At 72.7% G+C, this 25,316-nt stretch carries 23 protein-coding genes; 10 read left to right on the forward strand and 13 right to left on the reverse strand.

Going from position 1 to position 25,316, the window contains the following annotated elements:
* Window positions 1-27: 27 nt before the first annotated feature.
* Window positions 28-939 (forward strand): hypothetical protein, encoded by a 912-nt coding sequence (locus ABIA33_RS08610; protein WP_370078894.1) that lies wholly within the window; start codon window positions 28-30, stop codon window positions 937-939.
* Window positions 940-987: 48 nt separating this feature from the next.
* On the opposite strand, the gene ABIA33_RS08615 is transcribed toward ABIA33_RS08610, so the two are convergent.
* Both ABIA33_RS08615 and ABIA33_RS08620 read right to left on the reverse strand, forming a co-directional pair.
* Window positions 988-2,484, reverse strand: coding sequence for a phytoene desaturase family protein (locus tag ABIA33_RS08615; RefSeq protein WP_370078896.1), 1,497 nt, complete (start codon window positions 2,482-2,484; stop codon window positions 988-990).
* 27 nt (window positions 2,485-2,511) lie between these two features.
* Complete coding sequence (locus ABIA33_RS08620; RefSeq protein WP_370078898.1) at window positions 2,512-3,102, reverse strand: TetR/AcrR family transcriptional regulator; 591 nt, start codon at window positions 3,100-3,102, stop codon at window positions 2,512-2,514.
* Window positions 3,103-3,212: 110 nt separating this feature from the next.
* Between ABIA33_RS08620 and ABIA33_RS08625 the strand changes: the two genes are divergently transcribed.
* Complete coding sequence (locus ABIA33_RS08625; RefSeq protein ID WP_370078900.1) at window positions 3,213-4,706, forward strand: MFS transporter; 1,494 nt, start codon at window positions 3,213-3,215, stop codon at window positions 4,704-4,706.
* Here ABIA33_RS08625 and ABIA33_RS08630 read toward each other — a convergent pair.
* Both ABIA33_RS08630 and ABIA33_RS08635 read right to left on the reverse strand, forming a co-directional pair.
* On the reverse strand, window positions 4,666-5,289 hold the full coding sequence (locus ABIA33_RS08630) for a DUF4126 domain-containing protein (RefSeq protein WP_370078902.1): 624 nt from the start codon (window positions 5,287-5,289) through the stop codon (window positions 4,666-4,668). The two genes, ABIA33_RS08625 and ABIA33_RS08630, sit on opposite strands and share 41 nt — an antisense overlap.
* A 566-nt stretch (window positions 5,290-5,855) precedes the next feature.
* Window positions 5,856-7,310 carry a PLP-dependent aminotransferase family protein gene (locus ABIA33_RS08635; RefSeq protein WP_370078904.1) on the reverse strand — a complete coding sequence of 485 codons (1,455 nt, stop codon included), beginning with the start codon at window positions 7,308-7,310 and terminating at the stop codon, window positions 5,856-5,858.
* A gap of 125 nt (window positions 7,311-7,435) precedes the next feature.
* Here ABIA33_RS08635 and ABIA33_RS08640 point away from each other — a divergent pair, with 125 nt between their 5' ends.
* Window positions 7,436-8,158: a YitT family protein gene (locus ABIA33_RS08640; protein WP_370078906.1), complete on the forward strand. Its 723-nt coding sequence runs from the start codon at window positions 7,436-7,438 to the stop codon at window positions 8,156-8,158.
* Here the strand turns inward: ABIA33_RS08640 and ABIA33_RS08645 are convergent.
* From ABIA33_RS08645 to ABIA33_RS08660, 4 genes are all read right to left on the reverse strand, one after another.
* Window positions 8,124-8,711 (reverse strand): TetR/AcrR family transcriptional regulator, encoded by a 588-nt coding sequence (locus ABIA33_RS08645; RefSeq protein ID WP_370078908.1) that lies wholly within the window; start codon window positions 8,709-8,711, stop codon window positions 8,124-8,126. The genes ABIA33_RS08640 and ABIA33_RS08645 overlap by 35 nt on opposite strands.
* Window positions 8,712-8,752: 41 nt before the next feature.
* A complete protein-coding gene (locus ABIA33_RS08650; protein WP_370078910.1) occupies window positions 8,753-10,984 on the reverse strand; it encodes a YhgE/Pip family protein in 2,232 nt (743 codons plus the stop codon).
* Entirely contained in the window at window positions 10,971-11,642 is a 672-nt protein-coding gene (locus tag ABIA33_RS08655; protein ID WP_370078912.1) for an ATP-binding cassette domain-containing protein, read from the reverse strand. The genes ABIA33_RS08650 and ABIA33_RS08655 overlap by 14 nt, the downstream gene beginning before the upstream one ends.
* A 149-nt stretch (window positions 11,643-11,791) precedes the next feature.
* A complete protein-coding gene (locus ABIA33_RS08660) occupies window positions 11,792-13,306 on the reverse strand; it encodes an aminotransferase class I/II-fold pyridoxal phosphate-dependent enzyme (RefSeq protein WP_370078914.1) in 1,515 nt (504 codons plus the stop codon).
* Between the two features lie 78 nt (window positions 13,307-13,384).
* Between ABIA33_RS08660 and ABIA33_RS08665 the strand changes: the two genes are divergently transcribed.
* From ABIA33_RS08665 to ABIA33_RS08685, 5 genes are all read left to right on the forward strand, one after another.
* Window positions 13,385-14,296 (forward strand): LysR family transcriptional regulator, encoded by a 912-nt coding sequence (locus tag ABIA33_RS08665; RefSeq protein WP_370078917.1) that lies wholly within the window; start codon window positions 13,385-13,387, stop codon window positions 14,294-14,296.
* Between the two features lie 164 nt (window positions 14,297-14,460).
* Complete coding sequence (locus tag ABIA33_RS08670) at window positions 14,461-14,766, forward strand: DUF6504 family protein (protein WP_370078919.1); 306 nt, start codon at window positions 14,461-14,463, stop codon at window positions 14,764-14,766.
* 32 nt (window positions 14,767-14,798) lie between these two features.
* Window positions 14,799-15,365: an SAV_6107 family HEPN domain-containing protein gene (locus tag ABIA33_RS08675; protein ID WP_370078921.1), complete on the forward strand. Its 567-nt coding sequence runs from the start codon at window positions 14,799-14,801 to the stop codon at window positions 15,363-15,365.
* A gap of 90 nt (window positions 15,366-15,455) precedes the next feature.
* Entirely contained in the window at window positions 15,456-16,208 is a 753-nt protein-coding gene (locus tag ABIA33_RS08680) for a methyltransferase domain-containing protein (protein WP_370078923.1), read from the forward strand.
* A gap of 309 nt (window positions 16,209-16,517) precedes the next feature.
* Window positions 16,518-16,904 (forward strand): DUF3040 domain-containing protein, encoded by a 387-nt coding sequence (locus tag ABIA33_RS08685; protein WP_370078925.1) that lies wholly within the window; start codon window positions 16,518-16,520, stop codon window positions 16,902-16,904.
* Between the two features lie 99 nt (window positions 16,905-17,003).
* Here the strand turns inward: ABIA33_RS08685 and ABIA33_RS08690 are convergent, their stop codons facing one another.
* The 5 genes from ABIA33_RS08690 to ABIA33_RS08710 all read right to left on the reverse strand — a co-directional run bounded on the left by ABIA33_RS08690 (window position 17,004) and on the right by ABIA33_RS08710 (window position 23,072).
* Window positions 17,004-19,382, reverse strand: coding sequence for a transglutaminaseTgpA domain-containing protein (locus ABIA33_RS08690; RefSeq protein WP_370078927.1), 2,379 nt, complete (start codon window positions 19,380-19,382; stop codon window positions 17,004-17,006).
* Window positions 19,379-20,725: a DUF58 domain-containing protein gene (locus ABIA33_RS08695; protein WP_370078929.1), complete on the reverse strand. Its 1,347-nt coding sequence runs from the start codon at window positions 20,723-20,725 to the stop codon at window positions 19,379-19,381. The genes ABIA33_RS08690 and ABIA33_RS08695 overlap by 4 nt, the downstream gene beginning before the upstream one ends.
* Before the next feature lies 1 nt (window position 20,726).
* Complete coding sequence (locus ABIA33_RS08700) at window positions 20,727-21,710, reverse strand: AAA family ATPase (protein ID WP_370079068.1); 984 nt, start codon at window positions 21,708-21,710, stop codon at window positions 20,727-20,729.
* A 214-nt stretch (window positions 21,711-21,924) separates the two neighbouring features.
* The gene (locus ABIA33_RS08705; protein ID WP_370078931.1) at window positions 21,925-22,524 is read right to left on the reverse strand and encodes a HutD family protein; all 600 of its coding nucleotides are present in this window, start codon (window positions 22,522-22,524) and stop codon (window positions 21,925-21,927) included.
* Window positions 22,524-23,072 carry a beta-class carbonic anhydrase gene (locus ABIA33_RS08710; RefSeq protein WP_370078933.1) on the reverse strand — a complete coding sequence of 183 codons (549 nt, stop codon included), beginning with the start codon at window positions 23,070-23,072 and terminating at the stop codon, window positions 22,524-22,526. Before ABIA33_RS08710 ends, ABIA33_RS08705 begins: the two co-directional genes overlap by 1 nt.
* A 541-nt stretch (window positions 23,073-23,613) precedes the next feature.
* Between ABIA33_RS08710 and rsmH the strand changes: the two genes are divergently transcribed.
* On the forward strand, window positions 23,614-24,579 hold the full coding sequence (gene rsmH / locus ABIA33_RS08715) for a 16S rRNA (cytosine(1402)-N(4))-methyltransferase RsmH (protein WP_370078935.1): 966 nt from the start codon (window positions 23,614-23,616) through the stop codon (window positions 24,577-24,579).
* A 103-nt stretch (window positions 24,580-24,682) separates the two neighbouring features.
* Entirely contained in the window at window positions 24,683-25,309 is a 627-nt protein-coding gene (locus ABIA33_RS08720) for a hypothetical protein (protein ID WP_370078937.1), read from the forward strand.
* Window positions 25,310-25,316 lie beyond the last annotated feature (7 nt).

Genomic DNA, 25,316 nt, shown 5'->3' on the forward strand with positions numbered 1-25,316 from the left:
CACTACAGCACAGAGGTAGGTACGCCGATGAACGTCGGACTCGCGGTGCTGTACGCCGCGTTCGCGGTGGTGGCGTTGTGGCTGCTCGGAGAGGCGCTGTTGCAGCACAGGGCGGCGCCGCACTGGCGGGTGCTGGCGCTGGCCGGCTTCCTCGGCCTGGTGGCGGGCGTCGTGACGGGCTCGCTGCCGCTGGTCGTCGGTGGGGTGGCGGCTTTCGGGGCCGGGCAGTTCCTGGTGACCCGTGCGGTCAAGCGGGGCGACGGGCGGCACTGGTCGTTGCGTTCCGCCGACGGCGCGCTGCCGGGGCCGCTGGCGCGGGTGCCGCTGCTGGGCAGCGTCCTCGGGGCCGGAGCGGTGGCGGCAGGTGCGGTGGCGATGCCGGAACCGGTGCTGGTCGGCGAGGTCGGGCCGGTCGAGGAGGCGCCGGCGGCGCAGCCGGACTATCTGTCGCTGGACCCCGGCGGGCAGGAGTACGCGCAGGCCGAGTACGTGCAGTCGGAGTACGTTCAGCCCGAGTACGCGGAGACGCAGTACGCGGAGACCCAGTACGCGCAAGCCCAGTACGCGCAAGCCCAGTACGCGGAGCCCCCGTACGCCGAGGCTCAGTACGCGCCGTCGGGGTATTCGGCGTACGACGGGTACCAGGCGGGCGGCGAGTCGGCCGCGTACTACCAGCCGCAGGCCGACGGCGGGTACGACCCGTATGCGCAGACCGCCGGTTACGGCGGCTACGGATACGAGCAGCAGCAGCCGCAACAGCAGCAGACGCAACAGCAGCAGTCCTACGAGCAGTCCGGGCAGTACGTCCCGCAGCAGGCCTACGCCTATCCGCTGGAGTTCCCGCAGGCGGAGCCATACCAGGAGTACCAGTACCAGCCCGAACCGGCCGCCGAGCCCGAGCCCCACCAGGAGCCCGAGCCCTGGCAGCAGTACCGCTGACGTTCCGCCGGTCGGCCCGGCCGGGCCGGGCCGCTCACTCCGAGCCGTTCACGGAGTGCCGATGAGCTCCGCCGTGACCGCCGCGGACATGCCCACCCGGGCCAGCCCGCCGCCGGGGTGCGCCGCGCCACCGACCCGGTACAGGCCGGGAAACGCGGTCCGGTTGGGGATGCTCAGGTAGACGCCGTGCGCGCCGGCGAGGGCAGGGCCGGGGACGGAGCCGCTGTCGGCGCCGGTCTCCCGCGCGGTGTCGGCGGGGGTGCGCACCTCGCGCCACAGCACCCGGTTACGCAGCTCCGGCGCGGCATGGGCGAGCACCGCGTCGGCGTACGCTTCCGCCTCCCGGTCCGCCTGTCCGCTGGTGCTCCAGGGCACCCGGTCCGCGCCGGAGCCCGCCGCCGGAACGGTCACCGTGAGTACGGCGGCCTCGTGCCCGTCCGGGGCGAGTGTCGCGTCATCAGGCCGCAGCACCTGCACGGTCGGCCGGGCACACAGCCGCGCCGTGGGGGAGAACAACGCGTCCAGCTCGTCCTGCCGGTCTGCGGCATGGACGACGGTACGGTGCGGCGTACCGTCGGGGCGCCCGCCGCGCAGGGCGAGCAGCACCGTGAAGCGGCCCGGAGCACCCGTGCCGGCCGGGACGTGCTCCTGGCGTCCGTGCTCCTGGCGTCCGCCCGGGTCGAGCGCGGCCGCGTTCGGGACCGTGTCCGCGACCACCACGTCAGCGTCCAGCTTGCTGCCGTCCGCGAGCAGCACCCCGGTGACCCGGCCCTCGCCGAGCACCTCCTCGATCCGGGTGTCGAACCGCAGCTCCACCCGCCGCTGCTCACAACGCCGCAGCACGGCGTCGGCCAGGGCGCGTATCCCGCCGGTCACGTACCAGACGCCGAAGCTCTGCTCCATGTACGGCAGCGCGGTCAGCGATGCCGGTGCGCGGCGCGGGTCGAAGCCGAAGCGCAGGGCGTACTCGTCGAGCAGGGCGGTCAGGCCGGGGTGCCGCAGTTCGCGTGAGGCGACCTCGGCGAGGGTACGCGGGGCGCGCGAGAGGAGCCCGCGCTTCGCCGGGAGGTACGGGTCCTGGTGCAGGACGGACGGGTCGTCCGGCAGCGGCTCCTCCAGCAGCGGGCGCCTGGTCGCCTCCCAGACGCCACGCCCCCGCTCCAGCAGGTCGCCCCAGCGCCCGCCGGCTCCCGCCCCCAGGGCGGAGTCCAGCGACCGGACGACCTTGGCGAGGGAGGCGTTGGCGAGTTCCACCCGCGTCCCGCCCGGCAGCAGGTGCACGCTGCCGGGGTCGACCGGGCGCAGCTCGACCTCGTCCTCCAGGCGGGTGCGGCCGGTCTTCAGCATCAGGTCCCGGTAGACGGCGGGGAGCGTGAGCAGCGTCGGTCCGGTGTCGAAGCGGAAACCGTCGCGCTGGTACTGCCCGACCATGCCGCCGTGGGTGCCGCTCGCCTCGCACACGGTGACCTGGTGGCCCACCGTGGCCAGCCGTGCCGCTGCCGCGAGCCCGCCCATGCCTGCGCCGATGACGACGATTCGTGCCATGGGGAAAGATCCTATGCGGCCGGTGTCTCAGCCCTGCACCCGGAGACCGTCCATGATCAGGCCCACCAGCCGGTCGGTGTCGACCACCTTGCCGCTGTCGCTGGCCCAGGTGATGCCGCCGACCAGGATCAGCACGTCCTTGATGGTGATGTCGGTCCGGATCTGGCCGCTCTCCTGGGCGCGTGCCAGGAGTTCCCCGGCGGTGGTGTGCAGGACGCGGCCCGGGGACTCCTTCTTGGCCTCCTGCGGCAGCAGTGCTGCGGCCAGCCCGCGGAAGACGGCGACATGGGACACGAGCTTCCGCAGCCAGGTGCCCAGGGCCTCGGCCGGGTCGGGGGCGTCGCGCAGCGGCTCGGCGTCCGCGAGGACCGACTCGATCCACTGCTCCACGACCGCTTCGAGCAGGGCCTGGCGGGTCGGGAAGTGCCGGTAGAGGGTGCCCGGGCCGACCTCGGCGCGCTTGGCGATCTCGTCCAGGGAGGCGTTGGCGCCGTTCTCGATGAAGGACCGGGTGGCGACCACCAGCAGCCGCTCGTAGTTGCGGCGGGCGTCGGCGCGCATGGGGCGTGGAGGTCGCGGCGCCGGCGGGGGGGCGCTGCTGCGCGCGGACTCGGTCATGCGTCATCCCAGGGTTGATAAACGGAGACTATCTCCGTATCGTCGTTTGTGGAACCGGAGGATCTCTCCGCTTGCGTTCCACTCCTTCGTCATGACCCAGCAGGAGAGCCATGTCCGAGAACATCATCGCCCCGAGCCGCACCCGGAGCGAAGCCGCACGCACCGCTCAACGCGGCCGAGAACCGGTGCGACCGCCAGGGGCGCCACGCCCGCCGCGTGCCGGTGCCGCTCTCGCCGTGATCCTGGCCTGCCAGCTCATGGTGATCCTCGACGCCACCGTGGTCTCCATCGCCCTCCCGGGCATCCAGCACTCCCTGCACTTCTCCGCCGCGGGGCTCTCCTGGGTGCAGAACATCTACCTGCTCGCCTTCGGCGGTCTACTGCTGCTGGGCGGCCGGGCCGGCGACATCCTCGGCCGGCGCCGCCTGCTCGTCGCGGGCATCGCGCTGTTCACCCTCGCCTCGCTCCTCGGCGGTCTGGCCGACTCGCCCGGCCTGCTGCTCGCGTCCCGCGCCGCCCAGGGGATCGGTGCCGCCATCGCGGCGCCGAACACCCTCTCCCTCATCGTCAGCACCTACCAGGAGCCGACCCAACGGGCCCGCGCCATCGGCCTGTTCTCCAGCATGTCCGCCGGTGGGGCAGCCGTGGGCATGATTCTCGGCGGGGTCCTGACCTCGTACTTCTCCTGGCGCTCGGTGATGTTCATCAACGTCCCGTTCGGTCTGGCCGTGGTTCTGCTCGCTCCGCGGTTCATCCGCGAGCCCGAGCGGCACTCCAGTCGTCTCGACCTGGCCGGTGCGATCACGGCGACGCTCGGTACCGGCACCCTCGTCTACGCCTTCATCCGGGCCGCCACCGCAGGCTGGGGCGCCGGCTCCACCCTCGGCTGCTTCGCTGCGGCCGTCCTGCTGCTCGCGGGCTTCGTCGCGCTGGAGGCCCGCACCGCCCAGCCGCTGCTGCCGCTGCACCTCCTCACCCAGCGGGTGAGGGGTGGCGGCTACCTGGCCATGCTGCTGACGCCGGCCGCCATGTTCGGCATGTTCTTCTTCATCACCCAGTACCTGCAGAACGTCCTCGGCTACAGCCCGCTGCGCACCGGCTTCGCCTTCCTGCCGCTGGCGGTGCTGATCTTCGTCGGGGCCAGGCTCGCACCCCGGCTGGTCCCCAGGTACGGCACCAGGCCGTTCCTGTTCACCGGCCCGCTGTTCCTGCTGACGGGCCTGCTGCTGCTCACCCGGGTCGGCGCGAGCACCGCCTACGCCCCCGGCATCCTGGTACCGATGCTGCTCTTCGGTGTGGGCGCGGGATTCACCATGGTCCCGCTCAGCCTGACCATCCTCGCCGGGGTGCGCCCGCAGGAGGCCGGCGCGGCGTCAGGAACCCTGCAGACCATGCAGCAGGCCGGCGGGGCGCTGGGAACAGCCGTGCTGCTCACGGTCTTCAGCTCGGCGACCCGACACCCGGCGGGACGGACGCCGCACGAACTGTTCGCGCACGGGGTCTCCGCTGCGATGGGTGTCGCTGCGGTGTTCCTCCTCGCGGCCCTGCTGGTGATCGTCGCGGTCATCCGCCCACACGGGCGTCCACGCGCCGACCGGCCGTAGCCCGCAGGGCCCGTCGCTCGCGGCGACGGATCCAGAAGCGGCGGATGCGGGAGAGGGTGAAGCCCACCAGCAGTATGCCGATCAGCAGTAGCGTGCCCGCGATGATCGCGGCGGGCACCGGATGGAACAGAGCCAGGGTGACCAGACCGGCGACCGACAGGTCCTCCAGCAGGCTGACGATGATGTTGCTGAACGGTTCCGGCGAGGTGTTGACCCCCATCCGCAGGCTCGCCTTGACCAGATGGCTGGCCAGGGCGGTGGTGCCGCCCATCGCGCCCGCCGCCAGTGTGCCCAGCGAGTCGTGGGCGTGGCCCGCCAGCAGCGCGGCCACGACGGCTCCCGCGATCGGCCGGATCACCGTGTGGATCGCGTCCCACGCGGAGTCCACATAGGGGATCTTGTCGGCGACCGCCTCGACCAGGAACAGCGCCGCCGCCACGAGCAGCACGTCGGTGCGCTCCAGCGCCGGTGGCACCGAGCTGACGTGGTCGAAGCGGCCGAACAGTCCCAGCAGCAGGACCACGGCGTAGGAGTTCACGCCGCTCGCCCAGCCACTGGTGAAGATCAACGGAACGATGGACACGGTGGCCCCCCTCTGCCCCAGTGTGCGTACGGTGCGGCGCTCTGCGCCGCAGCACGGACACCGTAGCGGACACCACCGACAAGGGCCCCGCCGGTGCGGATGATCTCTGAGTACGGGTACTCAGACGTACCCATCCGAGTGGTTGAGTAGCAGTGCGGATACCCCGCCACCTGCACAAAGGGCAGAGTATGGGTCACCGGGAAGGGCCCGGGGCCGCAAGGCCCGCAGGGTCCGCCACTCGGAGAAGGCAAGCGGTCACCGGTTGCGGACGCACACGGGGGGCTCCTCCTGGGGAGCAACGAGTGCGCCCGACGGGGGCTGGCGACCGCGAGCCGTACGACTGGCCCGGCACTGCACCGCCGACACGGGGCGGCGGAGCAGGTGGCCGGCCAGGGCGGCACGAACACGCCGCCACGCAGGGGGATCTGGGGGGATCCGGGGGAACCGGGGGGCGCAAGGGGCGGTGCCTGCACGCCGGCGGAGGGGATCCGCCGGGACGCAGACGCCGTCCCTTGCGCGTTGTCCTCTGTCGCGGGCCCCGGCTCCTGCACGTCCCGGTCCGGCCTTCAGAGCAGCGAGAACTCCGCCGGAACGGCCGAGGCGGACCCTGCCGCCCGCGCGGCGGCCAGCCGTCGCACCGCCTCCCTCGACACGTCCGGCGGCTGCGCGAACGGCAGCCGCACGAAGCGCTCCAGCACACCGTCCACACCAAAGCGCGGGCCGGAACCGATCCACACCCCGAAGCCCTGCGCCGACGCGGCCAGCGCGCTGCCGCCCAGGCCGCCGTCCTCCGTCCGCACCCACAGCGACAGGCCGCCCTGCGGCACCCGGAACGTCCAGTCGGGCAGCTCCTCCCGTACCGCGGCCATCAGCACGTCCCGCTGCTCGCGCACCCGCCCGCGCTGGAAGGCCAGCACCTCGGGCAGGCACTCCACCAGCAGATGACGCACCGCCAGCTGTTCCATCACCGGCGAGCACACGTCCAGGCTGGCCCGGTCCGCGGCGATTCGCCGGATCAGCTCCGGCGCCGCCCGGATCCAGCCGATCCGCAGACCGCCCCAGAAGGTCTTCCCCGCCGAGCCGATGGTGATCACGCTGCCGCTCCGGTCGAACGCGGCGAGCGGAAGCGGAGCCGGCGCCGAGTCGTCCAGCGCCAGCTCCACCATTGTCTCGTCCACCACGAGCTGGGTGCCGGTGGCGCGAGCCAGGGCCACCAGCTCGCGACGCTGCTGGTCCGGCATCAGCAGGCCGGTCGGGTTCTGGAAGTCGGGGATGACGTACGCCAGGGACGGCGCCGCCTCGCGCAGCGCACGGGCCCAGGCGTCCAGCGACCAGCCGTCCTCGTCCAGTGGGACCGGCACCGCGCGGGCGCTGTGGAAGCGGATCGCCTGCAGGGCGTTCGCGTAGCTGGGGGACTCCACCGCGATCCGGTCCGCCGGCCCGACCAGGGCCCGCAGCAGCAGCGACAGTGCCCCGGCCGCGCCCGTGGTGATCATGATCTGCTCGGGTGCGGTCGGCAGGCCGCGCTGCGCGAAGCGCTCGGCGACCGCCTCGCGGAGCACCTGCAGCCCCGTCGGGAAGTCGCCGTGGGTGCGGGTGTAGGCAGGGAGTTCGGCGAGCGCCGCCGTCATCGCCGTGGTGATCCACGGCTCGGCCGCCGAGAGTGCGGCCACCCCGAGGTCAATCACACCGCCCCGGTCGGTGGGGAACGGCGACAGCCCCGCCACCGGCATCGGCCGACCCGCCGGAAGCGCCGTCCAGCTGCCCGAGCCCCGACGGCTCGCCAGGAAGCCCTCGTCGCGCAGGAGTTCGTACGCCGCGGCGACCGTGGTGCGGCTGACGCCGAGCACGGCGGACAGCTCCCGCTCGGCCGGCAGCCGGGTCTCCACCGGCACCCGGCCGTCCAGGACGAGGGTGCGCAGCGACCCGGCCAGCGACCGGTACGCGGCCTCCCGCCCCTGGTTCCAGCCGCCCAGCGCGCGGTCGAGCTGTGCCGCGCCGATCGAGGAGCGTGTGCTCACGACCAGTCCACCTTTCCTCGATTGGCTCTGGATGAGCAGTCCAATACTGTCCAGACTGGCATCAGGCTCCACCGAATCCAAGGGCCGACGACAATCGCCGACGACAACCAGGGGGGACCGCCTCGATGAACTCCGGCGCCGCAGTCATGACCCGCCGACTCGTTCAGCTCTATGTCGGCCTCACGCTGTACGGGGCCAGCATGGCGCTGCAGATCCGCGCCGCGCTGGGGCTCGACCCTTGGGACGTCTTCCACCAGGGCCTGACCCGGCATGTCGGGCTCTCCTTCGGCACCGTCACCATGATCGTCGGTGCGGCCGTGCTCCTGCTGTGGATACCGCTGCGGCAGCGCCCCGGGCTCGGCACCGTCAGCAACGTCTTCGTCATCGGACTGTCCGTGGACGCCGCGCTGTCGCTGATCCCCACCCTGCACGGGCTGCCGCTCCGGATCGCCGTGCTGGCCGCGGGCATCGTCCTCAACGGCATCGCGGGCGGCCTCTACATCGGCGCCCGGTTCGGTCCTGGCCCCCGGGACGGCCTGATGACCGGCTTCTGCCGTCGCACCGGGCGCTCGGTCCGGCTGGTCCGCACCACCATCGAGATCACCGTCCTGGTCGTGGGCCTGCTGATGGGCGGCAGCGTCGGCGTCGGCACGGTCGCGTACGCGCTGGCCATCGGCCCGCTGGTGCAGGTCTTCCTGCCGCTGTTCACCGTCGCGGAGCGCGGAGCCGCGGCCGAACCGGTCGCCCCCGCCCCGCAGGCCGCGCACGGCTCCCAGGCCGCGCACGGCTCCCAGGCCGAGCAGGCCCCGCAGGTCACGCAGGCATGCGAGCCCGCAGCAGCCGGCTGAGCCCGCCGTGGATGTCGTCCAGGCTGCGCTCCGGCTGGAATGCCAGCCAGTCCAGGGCGACGACCAGGACCATCCCGAACACCGCGGAGGCAGTCAGCTGCACGTCCAGGTCCGACGGCAGCTCCCCGGCCGCGACCGCCTCCGCCAGCACCGCCGCCACCACCGAGACCGTCTCCTCCCGCATCAGCCGCAGCGTGTCGTGCCAGGCCCGGTTGGTGCGCCAGGTCTCGGCGACGAAGAGCTGGGCGAAGGAGGGATAGGTCCGGATGAACTCCAGGCCCGCCCGGGCCATGGCGTCCAGGGATTCCAGACCGCTCAGTCCCTCCCCCGCCTCGCGCAGCGCCACCGTGAGCAGGCCGATGCCGTGCCGCAGCAGTTCCTCGAACAGGTCCGACTTGCTGGCGAAGTTGTAGTAGACGGTGCCCTTGGCGACCCCGGCCCGCTCGGCGATCTCGTCCACAGTGGTCGCGGAGAAGCCCTGCTCGGCGATGAGGGTCACCGCGGCCTCGTACAGCTTCTGGCGCGTCGCCGATCGGCGGGAACTGGTGGTCATGGCGACATTGTGCCGCGCGACCGGAGCCGGGGTATGGGCCGTCACAGCGTCAGCTCCGGGTGGAGCCGGCCGACCGTCCACAGCTGGCGGCGGTGAGCGGTGAGCGTGGTGAGCGCCAGTGCGCCGACCGTGAAGGCCAACAGCACGGCGCTGCCGGTCCACACCGCCGTCAGGTCGCCGCCGCTGACCAGCCGCCGCAGCCCGGCGACGACGTAGCTCATGGGCAGGTAGGGGTGGATCGCGCCGAAGAAACCGGGACTGGTCTCCACCGGGTAGGTCCCCCCGGCCGAGGTGAGCTGCAGCATCAGCAGGGCCAGCGCCAGCAGCCGTCCGGCCGGCCCGAAGCGGGCGTTCAGCCACTGGGTGACCGAGGAGAAGCAGAGCACGGTCAGCGCCAGGAAGCCGCACACCCCGGCCGCGTGCACCAGGTGCAGTCCGAGACCCCAGCACAACACCGCCATCAGCGCTGCCGCCTGGAGCAGCCCGATCCCGGCAACCGGCAGCCACCCCGCGAACGCCGCCCGCCAGGCGGGGGTGTTCGCGGACAGGGCGCGGTTGCTGAGCGGGCGCAGCAGCATGTAGCCGACCATCGCGCCGACCCAGAGCGCGAGCGGGATGAAGTACGGGGCGAAACCGGTGCCGTAGTCGGGCGTGGGGTTGAGCTTGTTGCGGGCGAGCTGCACCGGGTCGCTCATGGCGCCGGCGCGCGCGTCGCGCTGGGCCGCGGTGAAGTCCGGGATCTGCCCGGCACCGTCGTGCAGGCCGCCGGCGAGCCGCCCGGAGCCGCCTGCGAGGGTACCGAGGCCGGTGTCGAGCTGCTGCGCGCCGTCGGACAGCCGGTACAGGCCGCCGGCGAGGGTGCGTGCGCCGCCGTCGAGGGTGGTCAGGCCGCCGGCGAGGGTGTCCGCGCTGGTCATCGCCTGTCCGGCGCCCTGCTGCAGGGCGGCGGAACTGGTCGCGAGCCGGTGCACGCCGCTGTTCAGCTGGTCGATCCGGGCTACGGCCGCGTCGAACTTCGTGGCGAGGCCGGGCTGTTCGAGCGGCTTGGCGAGAGCGGCGACCCGCTGTGCGTCCCTGGCGAGCGAGTCCAGCTCGGGGGTGAGTTGGTGGACGGTCGTGTCGAGCCGCACGGCGACGGCGACGACCCGCTGGGCCGCCTGGTCGGCCTGGCGCAACCGGGTGCAGTCGAGCGTGTCGAGGTCGCTGCCGGTGCCGGTGCCTGCGCCTGTGCCGGTGCCGGTGCCGGTGCCGCACTGCTTGGCATAGAGGCTGTCGAGCTGTTGTGCGGCGTCCCGGGCGTCGGCGAGGGCCTGGTCGGTGGCAGCGGGCAGCTTGCCGAGGTTGTCCGCGATCTGCTGGGCGCTGGTCGCGACCAGGGTCGCGGAGGCACTGATCAGCTGCGGGTGCTCGTGCAGCAGTGGGGAGAGGTTCGCGGCCACCGGGTCGACGGCGTCCGCGAGTTGCTGGGTGCCGGAAGCGGCCTGCTGTGCACCGGAGGCCAGTTGGCCGGCGCCGTGGTCGAGTGTGCCGAGGCCCTTGGCGAGCTCGGCGCTGCCCTGGGCCGCCTGGTCGAGACCCGTGGCGAGCTGTTGGGCGCCGCTACGGGCGTTGTTCGTGCCGTCGGCCAGCTGCCCCGCGCTCCGCTCCGCCTGCTGGGTGCCGGAGGTGAGCTTGTCGGCTCCGTCCGCGGCTGTCACGGTCCGGTCGTGGATGCCGGAGAAGCCGACGAAGACCTGGTCGTAGAAGCCGTGCGAGGCCTGGGTGGAGGTGGCGGCGCGGATCTCGTCGAAGACGGAGCGGGAGATCTGGCCGACGATGTAGTTGTTGGAGTCGTTCGTCTCGACCTGGAGTTGGCCGTCAGCGGGGTGGTCACTGTCACTGCTGGCGATGTCCTGGCTGAAGGACGCGGGGATGGTGAGCGACAGGTAGTACTTCCCCGAGGCGACTCCCTTGGCGGCCTCGGCGGGGCTGACGGTGTCCCACCCGAAGATCCGGCGTTGGATCAGGTTGTCGCTGAGCTGCCTGCCCGCGTCGATGCGCCGGCCCTGGACGGTGACCGGCCGGTCCTCGTTGACCAGGGCGACGGGCAGCCGGTCCAGGTGGCCGTACGGATTCCAGAACGACCAGAGGTAGAGGGCGCCGTAGAGCAGCGGGAGCAGCAGCAGTGCCACCAGGGCGGCGCGGGGGAGCCTGCCCCGGTAGAACCGGCGCAGCTCCAGCCGGGCCAGGCCGAGGCTGTGCCCATGCAGTCGGCGGAGATCAGGCGTGCGCATCGGCGGACTCCAGTCGTACGGTCACGTCGGCATGGTCGGGGGCGTCGAGGGCGGTGGCCAGGACGGTGGTGCCGCTGTCGGCGACGGCGCGCAGCAGGATCCAGGCGGCCTCGCGGTCCTCGGCGGACAGCCGTTCCTCCGCGTCGTCCACACACAGCAGGCGCGGTCGGCCGAGCAGGGCGAGTGCGGTGGACAGCCGAAGCGCCTGCAACGGATCCAGGGTGCGGACGGGCGTGCCCAGTCCGCCGGGGAGACCGTCGGCGGCCAGCCCGGTCAGTCCGAGGACCTGGTCGACGCTGCGGCGCGGCGTGCGGCGGGAGAAGTGCAGCAGCCGCCGCTCGCGCAGGTGCTCGGCGACGGTGAGCGTGCCCTCCAGGTCGTTGACTCCGGGGACCGGCCCGAGGGCGGCCAACCTGCGTACGGCGGCGGCCTGCTGAGGCAGGCGCAGCCCGGCGATGGCGGCGTGGCCCTCGCCGGGCTTCATCCGTCCGCCGAGCGTGAGCAGCAGCGAGGTGCGGCCCGAGCCGGCCGGACCGGCGAGGACGGCCAGCGTTCCGGGCTCGGCCTCCAGCGCGACACCCCGGTACACCCACCCGCGCGGCCCGCGGAGCCCCAGGGCTTCGGCGGTGACGGCGGCTCCCTCGGTGAGGTCCCCCATGAGAACCTGCCCCCCTTTGGACTTTTAGACTGACTGGTCAGTTCAAATCCTAGCCCTCCTCAGAAGGGATGAAACCGGGCCTCGGATTGCCGGCGGTCGGCAGTTCGGGCAAACGCGCAGGCGAGCCGGTTCTGGGAGGTGACGACCCCTCAGCGCGTGTGGCGAAGGTCTCGCGGATCTCCTGCGCGGGGCGGGTCCTCGACCACCCGCATGGTCGTCACCTGCGGGTCGTTGGCGCCGCGGACGTGGCCGTGGGGTGCAGCGACGGTGCGCTGGAGGAAGTCGACCAGCTCGGCGGTGATCACCTCGCCGGGCAGCACGTTGGGGATGCCCGGCGGGTAGGCCGCGAGGGTGTCGGCGCTGACGCGGCCGATCGCCTCGTACGCGGGCACCGCCCGGCTCGGTGCCAGGAACGCCTCGCGGGTGGTCATCCGCATCGGTCCGGGTGTAGGCAGTCGCAGTCGGCTCGGCGCTGCCCGTTCGCCGAGCGGGGCCGGGAGTGCGTGCAGGGCCTCGACGAAGCGGTCGGACTGCGGTGCGGCGCCGGCGCCGACGACCGCGACGATCGCCGAGTCCGTGGCGACCTCGACCATGATCCGGTGGTCCTGCATCAGCCGCCGACGGGCTTCGTGGCCGGTGATGCCGCCGGCCCGGGTGTCGATCGGCACCCGCAGCGGGTCCGCGGCGACGATGTCAGGGAATCGCTCGAACCCGTCGCTGACCACGGCGAATCGGTCGCCGGAACGGACGGCGGAGCGCAGCTTGTCGGCCGAGTCGAGCGAGGCGGCGATCCGGTCGCGGCCGTTCACCAGTGTCTGCCGGGCCACATCCAGCGAGGCCAGCAGCAGCGCGCTGGCGCTGGTGGACTGGGTCAGGTGGAAGACCCGCTGGATCAGCGGTTCGAGCACCTCGCCGAACGGCCCCTCGCCGAGGTGCAGCATGGCGGACTGGGTGAGGCTCCCGGCCAGCTTGTGGGTGCTGGAGATCACCAGGTCGGCGCCCTGGGCGAGCGCGTTGCCGGGGAGCTCCGGATGGAAGCCGAAGTGCGACCCCCATGCCTCGTCGACGATGAGCGGGATTCCGGCGGCGTGGGCGACGTCGGCCAGGGCGCGGACGTCGGCGACCGCGCCGAAGTAACTGGGCGTCACCACGTAGGCGGCGGCCGCGTCCGGGTGCGCGGCGACGGTCTCGGCGAGATCGGCCGGTGTCACGCCGTGCGCGATGCCGAGGGCGGAGTCGACGGAGGGATGGACGAAGGCGGCACGCAGACCTGAGAGCACCAGTCCGTCGACCACGCTGGAGTGCACGCTGCGCTGGACGACCAGGGTGTCGCCCAGGGACCGGGCGACCAGGGTCGCCATGCGGTTCCCCTGGGAGGCTCCGTTGGTGAGGAACCAGGTCCGGCGGGCGCCCCAGGCCTGTGCGGCGAGGTCGAGCGCCTGGTCCATCGGGTTGTCCGCCCCGAGGTCGATCCCGTCCACCAGCGGGGGCACGTCCAGGCGCAGCGGCGCGTCGCCGACCAGTTCGGCGAGGGCGCCGAAGCGGGTCGGGTCGGCGGCGTGTCCGGGGACGTTCAGCCGCAGCCAGTCCTCCTCGGCGTAGGAGCTGAGGGCTTCGGCGTAGGGGGCACGCTGCTGGGGGGTGCGAGCGGTTCGGTTGGTCACGTCCAGCAGCGTCGCAAGCGGGGATGATAAGGGGAACGCTCTGTTTCTCTGGCTCTCTCAAGAGAATTTCTATATCCCATGCTCGAGCTGCGCCATCTCCAGGTCCTGCGCGCCATCGCCCGCGAGGGTTCTCTCGCGGGCGCGGCGCGTGCGCTCCGTCACACCCAGCCGACCATCACCTACCACCTCGCCACGCTCGAATCCCACTTCGGTGCGCCGCTGTTCCACCGGGGCCCGCGCGGGGCGACCCTGACCGAGGTCGGGGAGTCGCTGCTCCCGCACGCGGAGGCGGTGCTGGAACGCGTGCGGCTCGCCGAGCAGGAGGTGCGCGGCATGGTCAGCCGCGGCAGCGCGTCCCTTCGCGTCGGCACGTTTCCCACGGCCGGCGCCCTGCTGCTCCCGCCGGCCGTCCGGAGGCTGCACCAGCGAGGGGTCCATGTCAGCCTCCGTGAGGGCGAGCTCCCCACCCTGCTGGCCGGGCTCCGGTCCAGGGAGCTGCACGTCGCCCTGGTGTTCTCCCAGCCGGGAGACCGCTTGGACCTGGACGAGGAGTTCGCCGTCCACCCGCTGCTGGAGGATCCGCTGATGCTGGTGCTCCCCGCGGACCACCCGCAGGCGGGACTCGAACGGGTACCGCTCGGCGCCCTCCGGGAGGACGGCTGGATCATGGGAACCACCGACTGGGACCCCTGCGACCGCCTGCTCACCTGGGCCTGCGCACAGGAGGGTTTTGAACCGGTCCACGTCATGCGTACCGACGACTACGGCGTGCTGCAGGGCTTTGTCGCCGCGGGCATCGGAGTTGCGCTGGTGCCGCGGCTCGGCCTGGGCAACCCCAGGGAGGACCTCGTGATCCGCCCGGTCGACGGCCCGGCGCTGGCGAGGCAGATCGGTGTGGCCATGCTCAGGACCACCACGGCCGGCAGCGCCGCCCAGCTGCTCGCCGAACTGCGGGTGGAGGCGGACCGGCTCCGGGCTCGGCGGCAGTGACCGTCGAGGCCGTTGTCAGTGGTGGGGTGCAGCATGTCGGTGAGGGCTCCGACGCGGCTCATATGGCGTTGACGGGGGGTTGCGGTGGGGGGCTACTCTGAGGTTGTTCGAACATAAATTCGAACGCTTGCGAGCGGTGGAGAACGGAGACGGAGGTGGCCGCGATGAACACAAGGCATGCCGACCTGGTCGAGGTCCGGGGCGGGCAGGACCAGCCGACGCACTTCCTGTGGCGCGACCGGATCTACGCCGTGCGCGAGGTGCTGGGCCACTGGATCGAGAGCGGGGCGTGGCGGGGCGAGGCCCGCGCGGTCCCGGTCGCCCCGGCTGTCCCGGCCGCCGTCGACGCCGCCGAACGCGAGGTGTGGCGGGTGGAGGCCAGTCCCGGCCGCTGCTTCGCCGCAGGCGTCTACGACCTCAGCTTCGACCGCGCCGCCGGGCGCTGGACCCTCACGAGCACGACCGACTGAATCGGCCGGAATCGAACGGGAGGACTACAGCCATGAGCGAAAAGGTGATCTCCACGGCACAGGTGCTGCAGCTGCCGCTGCAGGCCGGAACCACGAACGGCGCTACCGCGAGCAGTACCACCGGCAGTGCGGCGAAGCCCTACCGGCCGCCGTCCGACATCCACCCCGTGCTGCGCCGGGCCGGCGCCCCGCCCGCCGCGCTCGACCTGCTGGCGCAGGCGTACCGGGGCCTCGACCAGGCCCGGACCATGGAGGGCGCGCTGGAACGCTACGCCAGCGCGCACCTCGCGGCGCTGCGCGCATCCGCCGCGGTGCTGGCCGTGCGCGGACGCCCCGAGGAGAACCCCCGGAAGCGACGGCGAATCCGCAGCGCCTGGGAGGTCCTGCCCGAGGTGGCCCCGGAACTCGCCGAGTGGTCCGTCTACTACGCGGCGGGGGCGTCCAAGCGGGCCGCGGCCGAGGCCGGGATCGCCTCCGCGGCGACCCTGCGCGAGGCCGACGACCTGATCCGCAACACCGCGCTGTTCCTGCGCATCGTGCAGCGGCTGATCGCGCTCAACCCCGCGCACGGCGAACCGCCCATGCCCAGGACGGGATGACAGCACCCGGTTACCATCCACCATGTGCCGGTCGGTCTAGGGTGGAGGCGTCCCGTCGCACTCCGTCGTACTCTGCCGAGGAGCCCACCCGTGTACCCGACGCGTCCCCGCAGTTCCCTCCGGACCGCCGTCGTGTGGGAGGTTCTGCGCGCCGCCCTCGGCAGCCGCGCCGAGGAACTGGGCCGACCCGTCCTCGACGTCCTCGACACCGGTGGCGGCACCGGCAACTTCGCCGTGCCCGTCGCCCGCCTCGGGCACCGGGTCACGGTCGTCGACCCCAGCCCCGACGCCCTGTTCGCGCTGGAGCGGCGGGCTGCCGAGGCCGGTGTCACCGACCTGGTCCAGGGCCTGCAGGGCGACACGCAGACCCTCGCCGACCTGATCGAGCCGGCCAGTGTCGACGCCGTGCTGTGCCACGGCGTGCTCGAGGTCGTCGACGACCCCGCCGAGGCCCTCGGCCAGCTCACCGCAGGGCTGCGCAAGGGCGGCCTGGTCAGCCTGCTCGCGGCCAACCGCAACGGCGCGGTGCTGGCCCGCGCCATCGCCGGACACTTCACCGACGCCCGGACCGCCCTGTTCGATCCGGACGGGCGCTGGGGCGGCCACGACCCCATGCCGCGCCGCTTCACGGTCGAGGAACTGCGGTCCCTCGCCGAGGGTGCCGGGCTCCAGGTCGCCTCGGTCCACGGCGTCCGGATCTTCGCCGACCTCGTCCCGGGCGTCCTGGTGGACACCGAGCCCGGGGCGCTGGAGTCCCTGCTCGCCCTGGAGCAGGCTGCGGCCGAGCAGCCCGCGTTCCACGCCGTCGCCACCCAGCTGCACGTCCTCGCCGAACTCAGGTAGCTCCCGTCCGGACACCCTGCGCAGCCCAGGAACCATCGCCGCCGCTCCGCCCGTTGTGGGGGTGTCGCGCATGCCGCACGGCACCCCGAAAACCCACGCTGAACCGTATGATTCGGGTAAAGCCAGCAAGGCATGACAGTCCTGCGGTCGGGGCATACGCAACACAAGCAGGAACCAGTGGCGGTGTGCGGTGGAGTGGGTATCCCGGAGGGGACTCCACACCTATCCTGACCTCACCTATCCTGGGAGGACTGTCTGTCCTGACGGGGACGGCGGTGGTCGCGAGAGCGACCAGAGTAGGAGGACGACGTGCCGCTCTCGGAGCACGAGCAGCGTCTGCTCGAGCAGATGGAGCGAGCGCTGTACGCCGAGGACCCCAAGTTCGCGACAGCGCTTGAAGGTACGGGCCTGCGGGCCCGCACCCGCCGGACGGTGTATCTGGCCGCAGTCGGCTTCGTCCTGGGCGTCGCCCTACTCATGGGGGGCATGGTCACCAAGCTCTGGTGGGTCGGCGTGGTGGGTTTTGTGGTGATGCTCGGCTGCGCCGTGCTCGCCATCACCGGGTGGCGCAGGGCTCCGCGCCTCGGCGTCGCCGATCCGCGCACCGGCGCCCCGCTGCGGCGGCGCAAGACCGGAGTGGTCGACCGCATGGAGCAGCGCTGGCAGCGCCGTCACGACGAGCAGCAGGGCGCGTAGCGCGCCGGTAGACCAGGACGGGACCAGGAACGACAGAGGAGGCGGTGGCCACCCCACTCGGGGTGGCCACCGCCTCCTCTGTCCGTGCTCTGTCCCTGCCTACTGCTGCTCGCGGTGCCAGGGCCGTCGGCTCAGCAGTCGCCGGATCGCCTGAGTGCCCGCGCGGGCGCTCTGGACCAGCCGCGCCGACGACGGCGGGAACAGCAGCGCGCGCGTACGCGTGCCGCGGCTGACCGAGGCGCGCAGACCGTCCCGCACCGCCCGGACGTCCTGTCGCAGCGCCACCTGGGTGTCCACCCTGGGGGCGTAGAGGACCTGCTCGGCGGCCAGAGCCAGCCGCCCGGCGGCAGCCCGTGGCAGTTCCTCCAACTCACCGAGCTCGACGATCCTCGCGGCGGTCCGGCGCGGCGTCTCCGCCTGGTCCGGTGGAATGCCGAGGTCCCAGGCCGAGTCGATCAACTCCTGCCAGGCGGCCAGCACCTGCCGGTCGCTCAGCTCGGACGGACCGCCGCTGCCCGGCGGCCTGCGCCGCAGCCGGCTCCGGCGGGCCCGCAGTCGCCACAGCATGGGGGTCAGCAGCAGGACCAGGACCAGCAACCCGATCACGATCCCGGCCAGTACCAGCGGGCCCGGCCACACCGACTGCCCCGAGGCGACGGTCTGCGCGGTGGCCCCCTCGGTACGGCAGCCGCCCGCGCGCCGCTCGGCCGCCGGGCAGCCGGCGTTGGCGTTGGCGCTGGTGGTGGGAGCGGTGCTGGCCTGCCCGGTGGCCGTTGACCTGGGAGCTGTGCCGCCGGCGGCGCTGGGCACGCTGTAGTCGGGGGCGACACCCCGGCTGGGAGTGGGCTCGAAGCGCAGCCAGCCGACGCCGGAGAAGTACAGCTCCGGCCAGGCGTGGGCGTCCTTGGTGCCGACGACCCAGCTGCCGTCGGATTGCTGGGTGCCGGGCGTGAACCCGATGGACACCCGGGCCGGAATGCCCAGCGATCGGGCCATGGCCGCCATGGTGGCGGCGAAGTGGACGCAGAAGCCCTGCCGGTTCCGCAGGAAGTCCACCATGGCGTTGGACCCGGTGTTGGCCGGGACCTGGGTGTTGTAGCTGAAGCCGCCGGTGGTGGTGAACCAGCGCTGCAGCGCCACCGCCTTGTCGTAGGGCGTGACCGCGGACTGGGTCACCGACTCGGCGTCGCTGCGGACCACGGCGGGGAAGTCCTTGGGCAGCCCCAGGTACGACTTGAGGATGTCGGCGGGGGGCGCCGCGGCGGAGCGCAGCTGGTCGGCGCCGGGCCGCAGGGCCAGGCTGTTCACGGTGTACTGGAGGCCGCCCGCGGTCTGTGCCTGGTCGGCGCCGACCAGGGTCCTGCCCTCCGGCTCGTACTTCCAGTCGCCGTTGGTGAGTACCGACACCGCCGGATAGGGCATCGGCAGCCACTGCTGGACGTAGTCGGGGGAGGTGGTGATCCGGGTCTGCACGGCGAGCTGCGGGGTGGTGGGGTCCAGGCCGTCCGGGTAGGGCAGCGGTGTGGGCACCGACTGCACCTGGTGCGAGCTGGTCGTCCAGGCCACCCCGTTGAAGGCGTCCAGGTCCACGATCCGCAGGTACTGGTCGCCCAGGGTGCTGGAGCTGGTGGTGTAGCTGATGACGTTCTGGTTCGCCGGGTTCTTCAGGCTGCTCGCCAGGGACGCCAGCGGGTTCACCGCGGTGATGATGCCGTTGCCGCCGAGCCCGGGCCCGCTGTTGCCGAACTTCCCGAGCAGTCCGGTGTCCAGCGAGGGCAGGCCGAGCGGCAGCAGCAGCCCGGCCGCTACCGCCAGCGCGGCGATGCGGTAGCCGGTGCCGCTGAGCGGGTTGCCGCCGCCGGTGCCGGCCAGGGTGGCGGGGGTGCCGTGGAAGACCCGGCCCCAGCGGGACAGGCGGTCCTTGCCCTCGGCCATCAGCAGGGCCAGGTAGCCGAAGGCCGCCAGCAGGAACCAGAACCACAGCGCCCCGTGGGTGTGCACCCCGGTGCCGACCGAGTACAGCGCCAGCAGGGGCAGCCCGGCGAGTGCGACCCGCTGGTACGTGGCGGCGAGGGCGTCCACGAGCAGGCCGATCAACGCGACCGCCCCGACGAGGATCAACTGCAGCCCCGGACGGGCCGGGGCAGGCGGCGCGTACTGGCCCATCTCGGTGATGCCGTCGCGGATCAGGCCGTTCAACGCCAGGACCGCCTTCGGCCCGGGCAGCACGTGCAGCACGGCCTGGTCGCTGACGTAGAACAGGGTCAGCAGCAGCACGACCACGAGCAGTTGCAGCAGCGGTGTCAGCGGCCGGGGCATGGGCAGCCGGCGGAGACCGAGGCCGACGCAGGTGACCACCAGGACCAGGAAACCGGCCTGCAGCAGCCAGCCGGCGGGGGTGATCAACGGCCACAGGCACAGCGCCGTCAGCAGTGTCGCCGAGGCGCCGGAGAACGCGATACGGGTACGGCCGTTCATGCCTGGTCCCTCCCTGCCCAGTACGACCCCGGGGCGGTGGCGCCCACGGACCGGTCGGCCTGCCGCCACAGGTCGGGGAGCGAATCCCCGGAGCGGGCCGCCAGCACTGTCCAGCCGGCCTCGCGCAGCAGCCGCACCTGCTCCTCGGTGCTGCTCGCCGGGGTGGACTGGAGACCGCCCGGTTCGGTGCCGATGCCGCGCAGCAGCGACCAGCTGGAGCTGTCCAGCAGGATCGCGACCGCGGCTGCCGTGCGCCGCCGCAGCCGCGACAGCTCCGCCAGTTTCTCGTCGTCCAGGGACCCGAGCAGGGCCACCACCAGACCCTCTCCGCCGAGCCGCAGGACCTCCTCGGCCCGGGCGAGGGTCTGTCCCTCCGAGAGCTGCACCATCGCCAGGGTGTCGAGCAGCAGTCCGGCAGCCTCGGAGGAGGCCCAGCCGGGACCGCTGGTCCCTGCGGCGACGACGGCGTCGCCGGTGTCGGTGAGCAGCCGTACCGCGTAGCCGCGTTCCAGCAGGTGCAGGCTGAGCGAGGCGGCGGCGCTGACGGCCCACTCGAAGGAGGATGCCGGGCCGCTGCCCCGGTGCCCGGCCGCGCGGGTGTCCAGCAGGACGGTGGCGCGGCTGCGCAGCGGCTGCTCCTCGCGGCGCACCATCAGCTCGCCGTACTTGGCGGTGGAGCGCCAGTGGACCCGGCGCAGGTCGTCGCCGTGCCGGTATTCGCGCGGCACCACGTCGTCCTCGCCGGCCAGCGCGACGGCGCGGGAGTGGCTGTCGCCGTAGCCGGTCCACTCGCCGCTGAGCTTGATCGCCGGCAGCGCCTGGACCAGCGGCACGACGGTGAGGGTGTCGGCGGCGGTGAAGGAGCGGGTCAGCTCGCACAGCCCGAACGGGTCGCCGAGGCGTAGCTGCAGCGGTCCCAGCGGATAGCGTCCGCGCAGGTCGGAGCGCACCCGGTAGGACACCTCGCGGTGCCCGCGCGGCTCGACCCGGTCCAGCACGAAGCGCGGCCGCGGGCCGAGCACGTACGGGACCTTGTCCTCGAGCATGAGCAGACCGGTGGGGACCCGGGAGACGTTGTCGACGCGGAGGTGCACCCGGGCCTCCTGGCCGGCCGGGGCGCGCGAGGGGTTGAGCCGCCGTCCGCTGGCGACCCGGTAGCGGGTGCGCAGCAGCATGGCGGCGCTGGCCAGCGGGAGCGCCGAGAGCAGCAGGGCGACCCGCAGCAGTGCGGGTTGCCCGAGCAGGTAGGCGCAGAGCGCCGCGGTGATTCCGGCCGCGAGGAAGGACCGTCCCCGGGTGGTCAGTCCGCCGAGGCCGGTACGGAGGGTGGATCTCGCCGCCACCTCAACGCACCGGGTGCGGGATCGGGAGCTGCAGCACCAGGTCGCGTACGACCTGCTCGGTGGTGCGGCGGCCCAACTGGGTCTCGGCGGTGGGCAGCAGGCGGTGCGCCAGCACCGGCACGGCCAGCGCCTGCAGGTCGTCGGGGATCACGTACTCGCGTCCGTCGAGGGCGGCGGCGGCGCGGGCGGCCCGCAGCAGGTGCAGGGTGGCCCGGGGCGAGGCGCCGAGGCGCAGCTCCGGGGAGGTCCGGGTGGCGGAGACCAGGGCGACGGCGTAGCGGCGCAGCTCGTCGGCCACGTGGACCCGGCGCACCACGTCGATCAGTTTGATCACGTCGTCGGCGTGCGCGACCGGCCGCAGATCGGCCAGCGGTGAGGCTCCGCCGTGGACGTCGAGCATCTGCAGTTCGGCGTCGGAGCTGGGGTAGCCGATGGAGATCCGCGCCATGAAGCGGTCGCGCTGGGCCTCGGGCAGCGGGTAGGTGCCCTCCATCTCCACCGGGTTCTGGGTGGCGACGACCATGAACGGCGACGGCAGCGGGTAGCTGGTGCCGTCGACCGTGACCTGGCCCTCCTCCATGGACTCCAGCAGCGCGGACTGGGTCTTCGGCGAGGCCCGGTTGATCTCGTCGCCCACGACGATCTGGGCGAAGATCGCGCCCGGCTTGAACTCGAAGTCGCGGCGGGTCTGGTCGAACACGCTGGTGCCGGTGATGTCGGAGGGCAACAGGTCCGGAGTGAACTGGATCCGGCGCACCGTGCAGTCCACGGAACGGGCGAGGGCCTTGGCGAGCAGCGTCTTGCCGACGCCCGGCACGTCCTCGATCAGCAGGTGCCCCTCGGCGAGCAGCACCGTCAGGGCAAGCCGTACCGCGTCCGGCTTGCCCTCGAGCACGCTTTCCACAGAGGAGCGGATCCGCTCCACCACGGCTCCGAGCTCGGCCAGTCCCGCACCCTGCGGCACTCTCGCCGCCGTGGGCGGCATCCCTCCGGCCTGGTGGTCGAGACTGGCGTGCTCGTTGAAGGTCGTCACCCGGCTACTCCTTGGCCCGTGTACGGGGCCGCGACCTCGTCCCCGGTCCAGGCCCCTCCGTGTGCGTCGACACGGCAGATGCATTGTTCCCTGTCGGAGCCGCCTTCGTCACTCGACCGGACGATTCGGACTCCACGGACTCCGTTATTCGCCCGTTATTCGTCCGTTATGCACGGGTTGCCTGGCGGAGAGTGACCACGGCGGCAAGCCCCGCACCACCGTTCAACACCAGGGATGTGCTCCCCGGGCCGTCGAGGAGCGCGGCGTCGTACTGGTCCAGGTCCGAATCGTCCAGCCGGGCACGGCCGTCCAGAAGGAGTACCAGCACCGTTCCCTCGGACGGCAGCGCGAGGTCGTCGCGGACGATGGCGACGGTCGCACGGACCCGGTCCCTGCGGGTCATCACGTTGAAGTCGACGATGGGCCCGTCGAGCAGGCGGCAGCCGGTGTCCGCGTCGCCGGCGAAGGCGAACGGCTGGTAGCGGCGGTCCACCGGGTGAGGTCGGCCGTCGACGGTCAGCTCCATGCCGTTGCCCTCGACCACCGTGATCACCCGGTCGACGCCGGGGAAGCGCGAGAACGGGCCGCCCTCGGCCACGTCGGCGAGGCTGACCCGCCAGTCGAAGTCGTCGAGACCGGCGCCGTCCGGCCCGGCGGCGACCTCGCGGGTGGTGCCGCCGCCGTTCTTCCAGGCGGAGGCTGCCCGGTCGGCGGCGGGCAGCACCCGGATCCGTCGTGCCGCCGGCACTCCTCCGCCTGCCGCCATCAGGGCTGGATCTCGCGGAGCAGCCCGGTGTGGACGTCGAAGACGAAGCCGCGGATGTCGTCGTGGTGCAGCAGGAAGGGGGAGGTGCGGACCCTGGCCATGGACTGGCGCACGTCCTGCTCCAGGTCGGTGAACGACTCCAGGGCCCAGGAGGGGCGGATGCCGACCTCGTCCTCCAGTTCGATCCGGAAGTTCTCGGTGAGGTTCAGCAGGCCGCAGCCGGTGTGGTGGATCAGCGCTATGGAGCGGGTGCCCAGGGCGCGCTGGCTGACCGTCAGCGAGCGGATGGTGTCGTCGGTGACGACGCCGCCGGCGTTGCGGATGACATGGCAGTCGCCCAGTTCCAGGCCGAGCGCGGCATGGACGTCGAGGCGCGCGTCCATGCAGGCGACCACGGCGACCCGCTGGACCGGGCGGGCGTCCATGCCTCCGTCGCGGTAGGCGGCGGCGTAGGCCCGGTTGCGGGCGACGAAGCTGTCGATGATGGAAGGAACAGCCTCGGCGGACGCAGCGGCCTGGGCGGACGGCAGGTCGGGGGTCATGGTCATGCTTTCGACGGTAGTGGGAATCGGGGCCTTCGGCCGCGTTCGACCGAGGCACGAGACGGCGCTGTGACGCATTGCATACGCGCAGGGCGGCGGTTCAGGCACCCTATGTGTCCGCCTGCTCGCTCTGCCTACTCCATTTGCCTGATCTTCGGCGTGCCGTGAGGCAGCCGATGTCGGGGCCGATGTCGGGGCCGAGGCCGCGGCGAGCGGCGCGCGGGCCTGGCGCGCGCCCGTGTCGCATCGTCAGATGTGCCCTGACCTGCAGCTTCATCGTACGACTCCAGGGGGCGTGCGCCGTCGCATCCGGTTGACCAGAGGGAGCCGTGGAGTAAAGTGACGCGACGTCGAGCGAGTGCCGCCCCGGGACAGGTGGGGGAGGGCACAGCTCGCCCGATTCATCTGCAGGCACGACACGCACGTACCGGCCCGGCCTCCACCCGCTCCGAACCCGCTGACGCCCCTTCCCCGGCGGCAGAGGGTCCCTTCCCCAAGGCGAGCGGGCGGGGACCAGGCGGTATGGGCGCCCTACGAGAGGCACCCGATGAGCACCGGACCCGAGACCAGGCACGTCCCGGTGATGCTCAGACGATGTCTGGACGTGCTGGCCCCCGCACTGACCGCGCCCGGCGCCGTGGTCGTGGACGGGACACTGGGCCTCGGCGGCCACAGCGAGGCCATGCTCTTCGCCTTCCCCGAGGCCAGGCTGGTCGCCGTGGACCGCGACCCGGTCGCACTGCGGCTCGCGGGGGAGCGCCTCGCCCGCTTCGGGGAGCGCGCCACGCTGGTGCACGCCGTCTACGACGAGATCCCCCGGGTGCTCGCCGACCTCGGCATCACCGAGATCCAGGGCGCGCTCTTTGACCTCGGCGTGTCGTCCATGCAACTGGACGAGACCGAGCGCGGCTTCGCCTACGCCCACGACGCGCCGCTCGACATGCGCATGGACCAGAGCACCGGCATCAGCGCCGCCGAGGTCCTCAACACCTACTCGCACGGCGACCTGGCCCGGATCCTCAAGGTCTACGGCGAGGAGCGCTTCGCCGGGAAGATCGCTTCGGCGATCCTGCGGGAGCGCGAGAGGGAACCGTTCAGCACCAGCGCGCGTCTGGTCGAACTGGTACGCAATGCCATTCCGGCCGCCACCCGCCGCACCGGCGGCAACCCGGCCAAGCGCACCTTCCAGGCCCTGCGGATCGAGGTCAACAGCGAGCTGTCGGTCCTGGAACGCGCCATCCCGGGTGCACTGGACGTGCTCGCGGTCGGCGGCCGGATCGCCGTGATGTCCTTCCAGTCGCTGGAGGACCGGATCGTCAAGCAGTATTTCGCGGCGGGTGCGGCCGCCACCGCGCCGCCGGGACTGCCCGTCGTCCCCGAGGAGCACCAGCCCCGGCTGAGGCTGCTCACCAGGGGCGCGGAGCAGGCGACCGAGGAGGAGATCGCCGAGAACCGCCGTGCCGCCTCGGTGCGGCTGCGCGCGGCGGAGAGAATCAGAGCCTCCGTCAGGTAGCCGGTGGCTCCGGTGGCCGGTGGCCCGGTCGGCCGGAACGCACGAGCGGTCGAAACGGACGAGCGGTCGAAACGGACGAGCGGCAGCGAAGGAGCGGATGCAGGTGGCTCTCGGAAGAGTCGCGGGGGGAACGTCCCCGGTACGCCGACGACCTCGGACCTCCGGTCGGACGGCGGCCAGGTCCGCCGGACGCGGCCCCTTCGCGGTCCTGGTCGTGCTGATACTCGCCGGCGGTCTGATCGCGCTGCTGATGCTCAACACGGCCCTGAACCAGGGCTCCTTCCAGCTGTCGCGCCTCCAGCAGCAGACCACCAGGCTCACCGACCAGCGCCAGGGCCTGCAGCAGCAGATCTCCGCCTGGTCCGCACCGGACGCCCTGGCCGGACGCGCCCGCCAGCTGGGTATGGAGCCGGGTGGAAACCCGGCGTTCCTGCAGGACAACGGCAGCGTCCTGGGCAAGCCCCAGCGGCTCGCCGCCGCCCCGTCAGCCACCGCCACGGCCGCGCCCGCCTCCGCTGCGGCCTCCGCGTCCGCCCCGTCCGCCACCACCGCCGGGCCCTCCACCACCGCCGGGCCGAGCACGCAGCCCACGGCCGGGGCGAGCGCCGGCAAGCCCACCGGCACAGCCACCGCCGCACTCATCGTCGCCAAACCCGGCACCGCGCCACGCACCGCACCGCCGTCGTCGGCGGCCACCGCCTCGCCGACGCCCACCGGCCTCGGTCACTGACGGGGAG

This window comes from Streptacidiphilus sp. MAP12-16 (assembly GCF_041262165.1).
Classification (GTDB): Bacteria; Actinomycetota; Actinomycetes; order Streptomycetales; family Streptomycetaceae; genus Streptacidiphilus.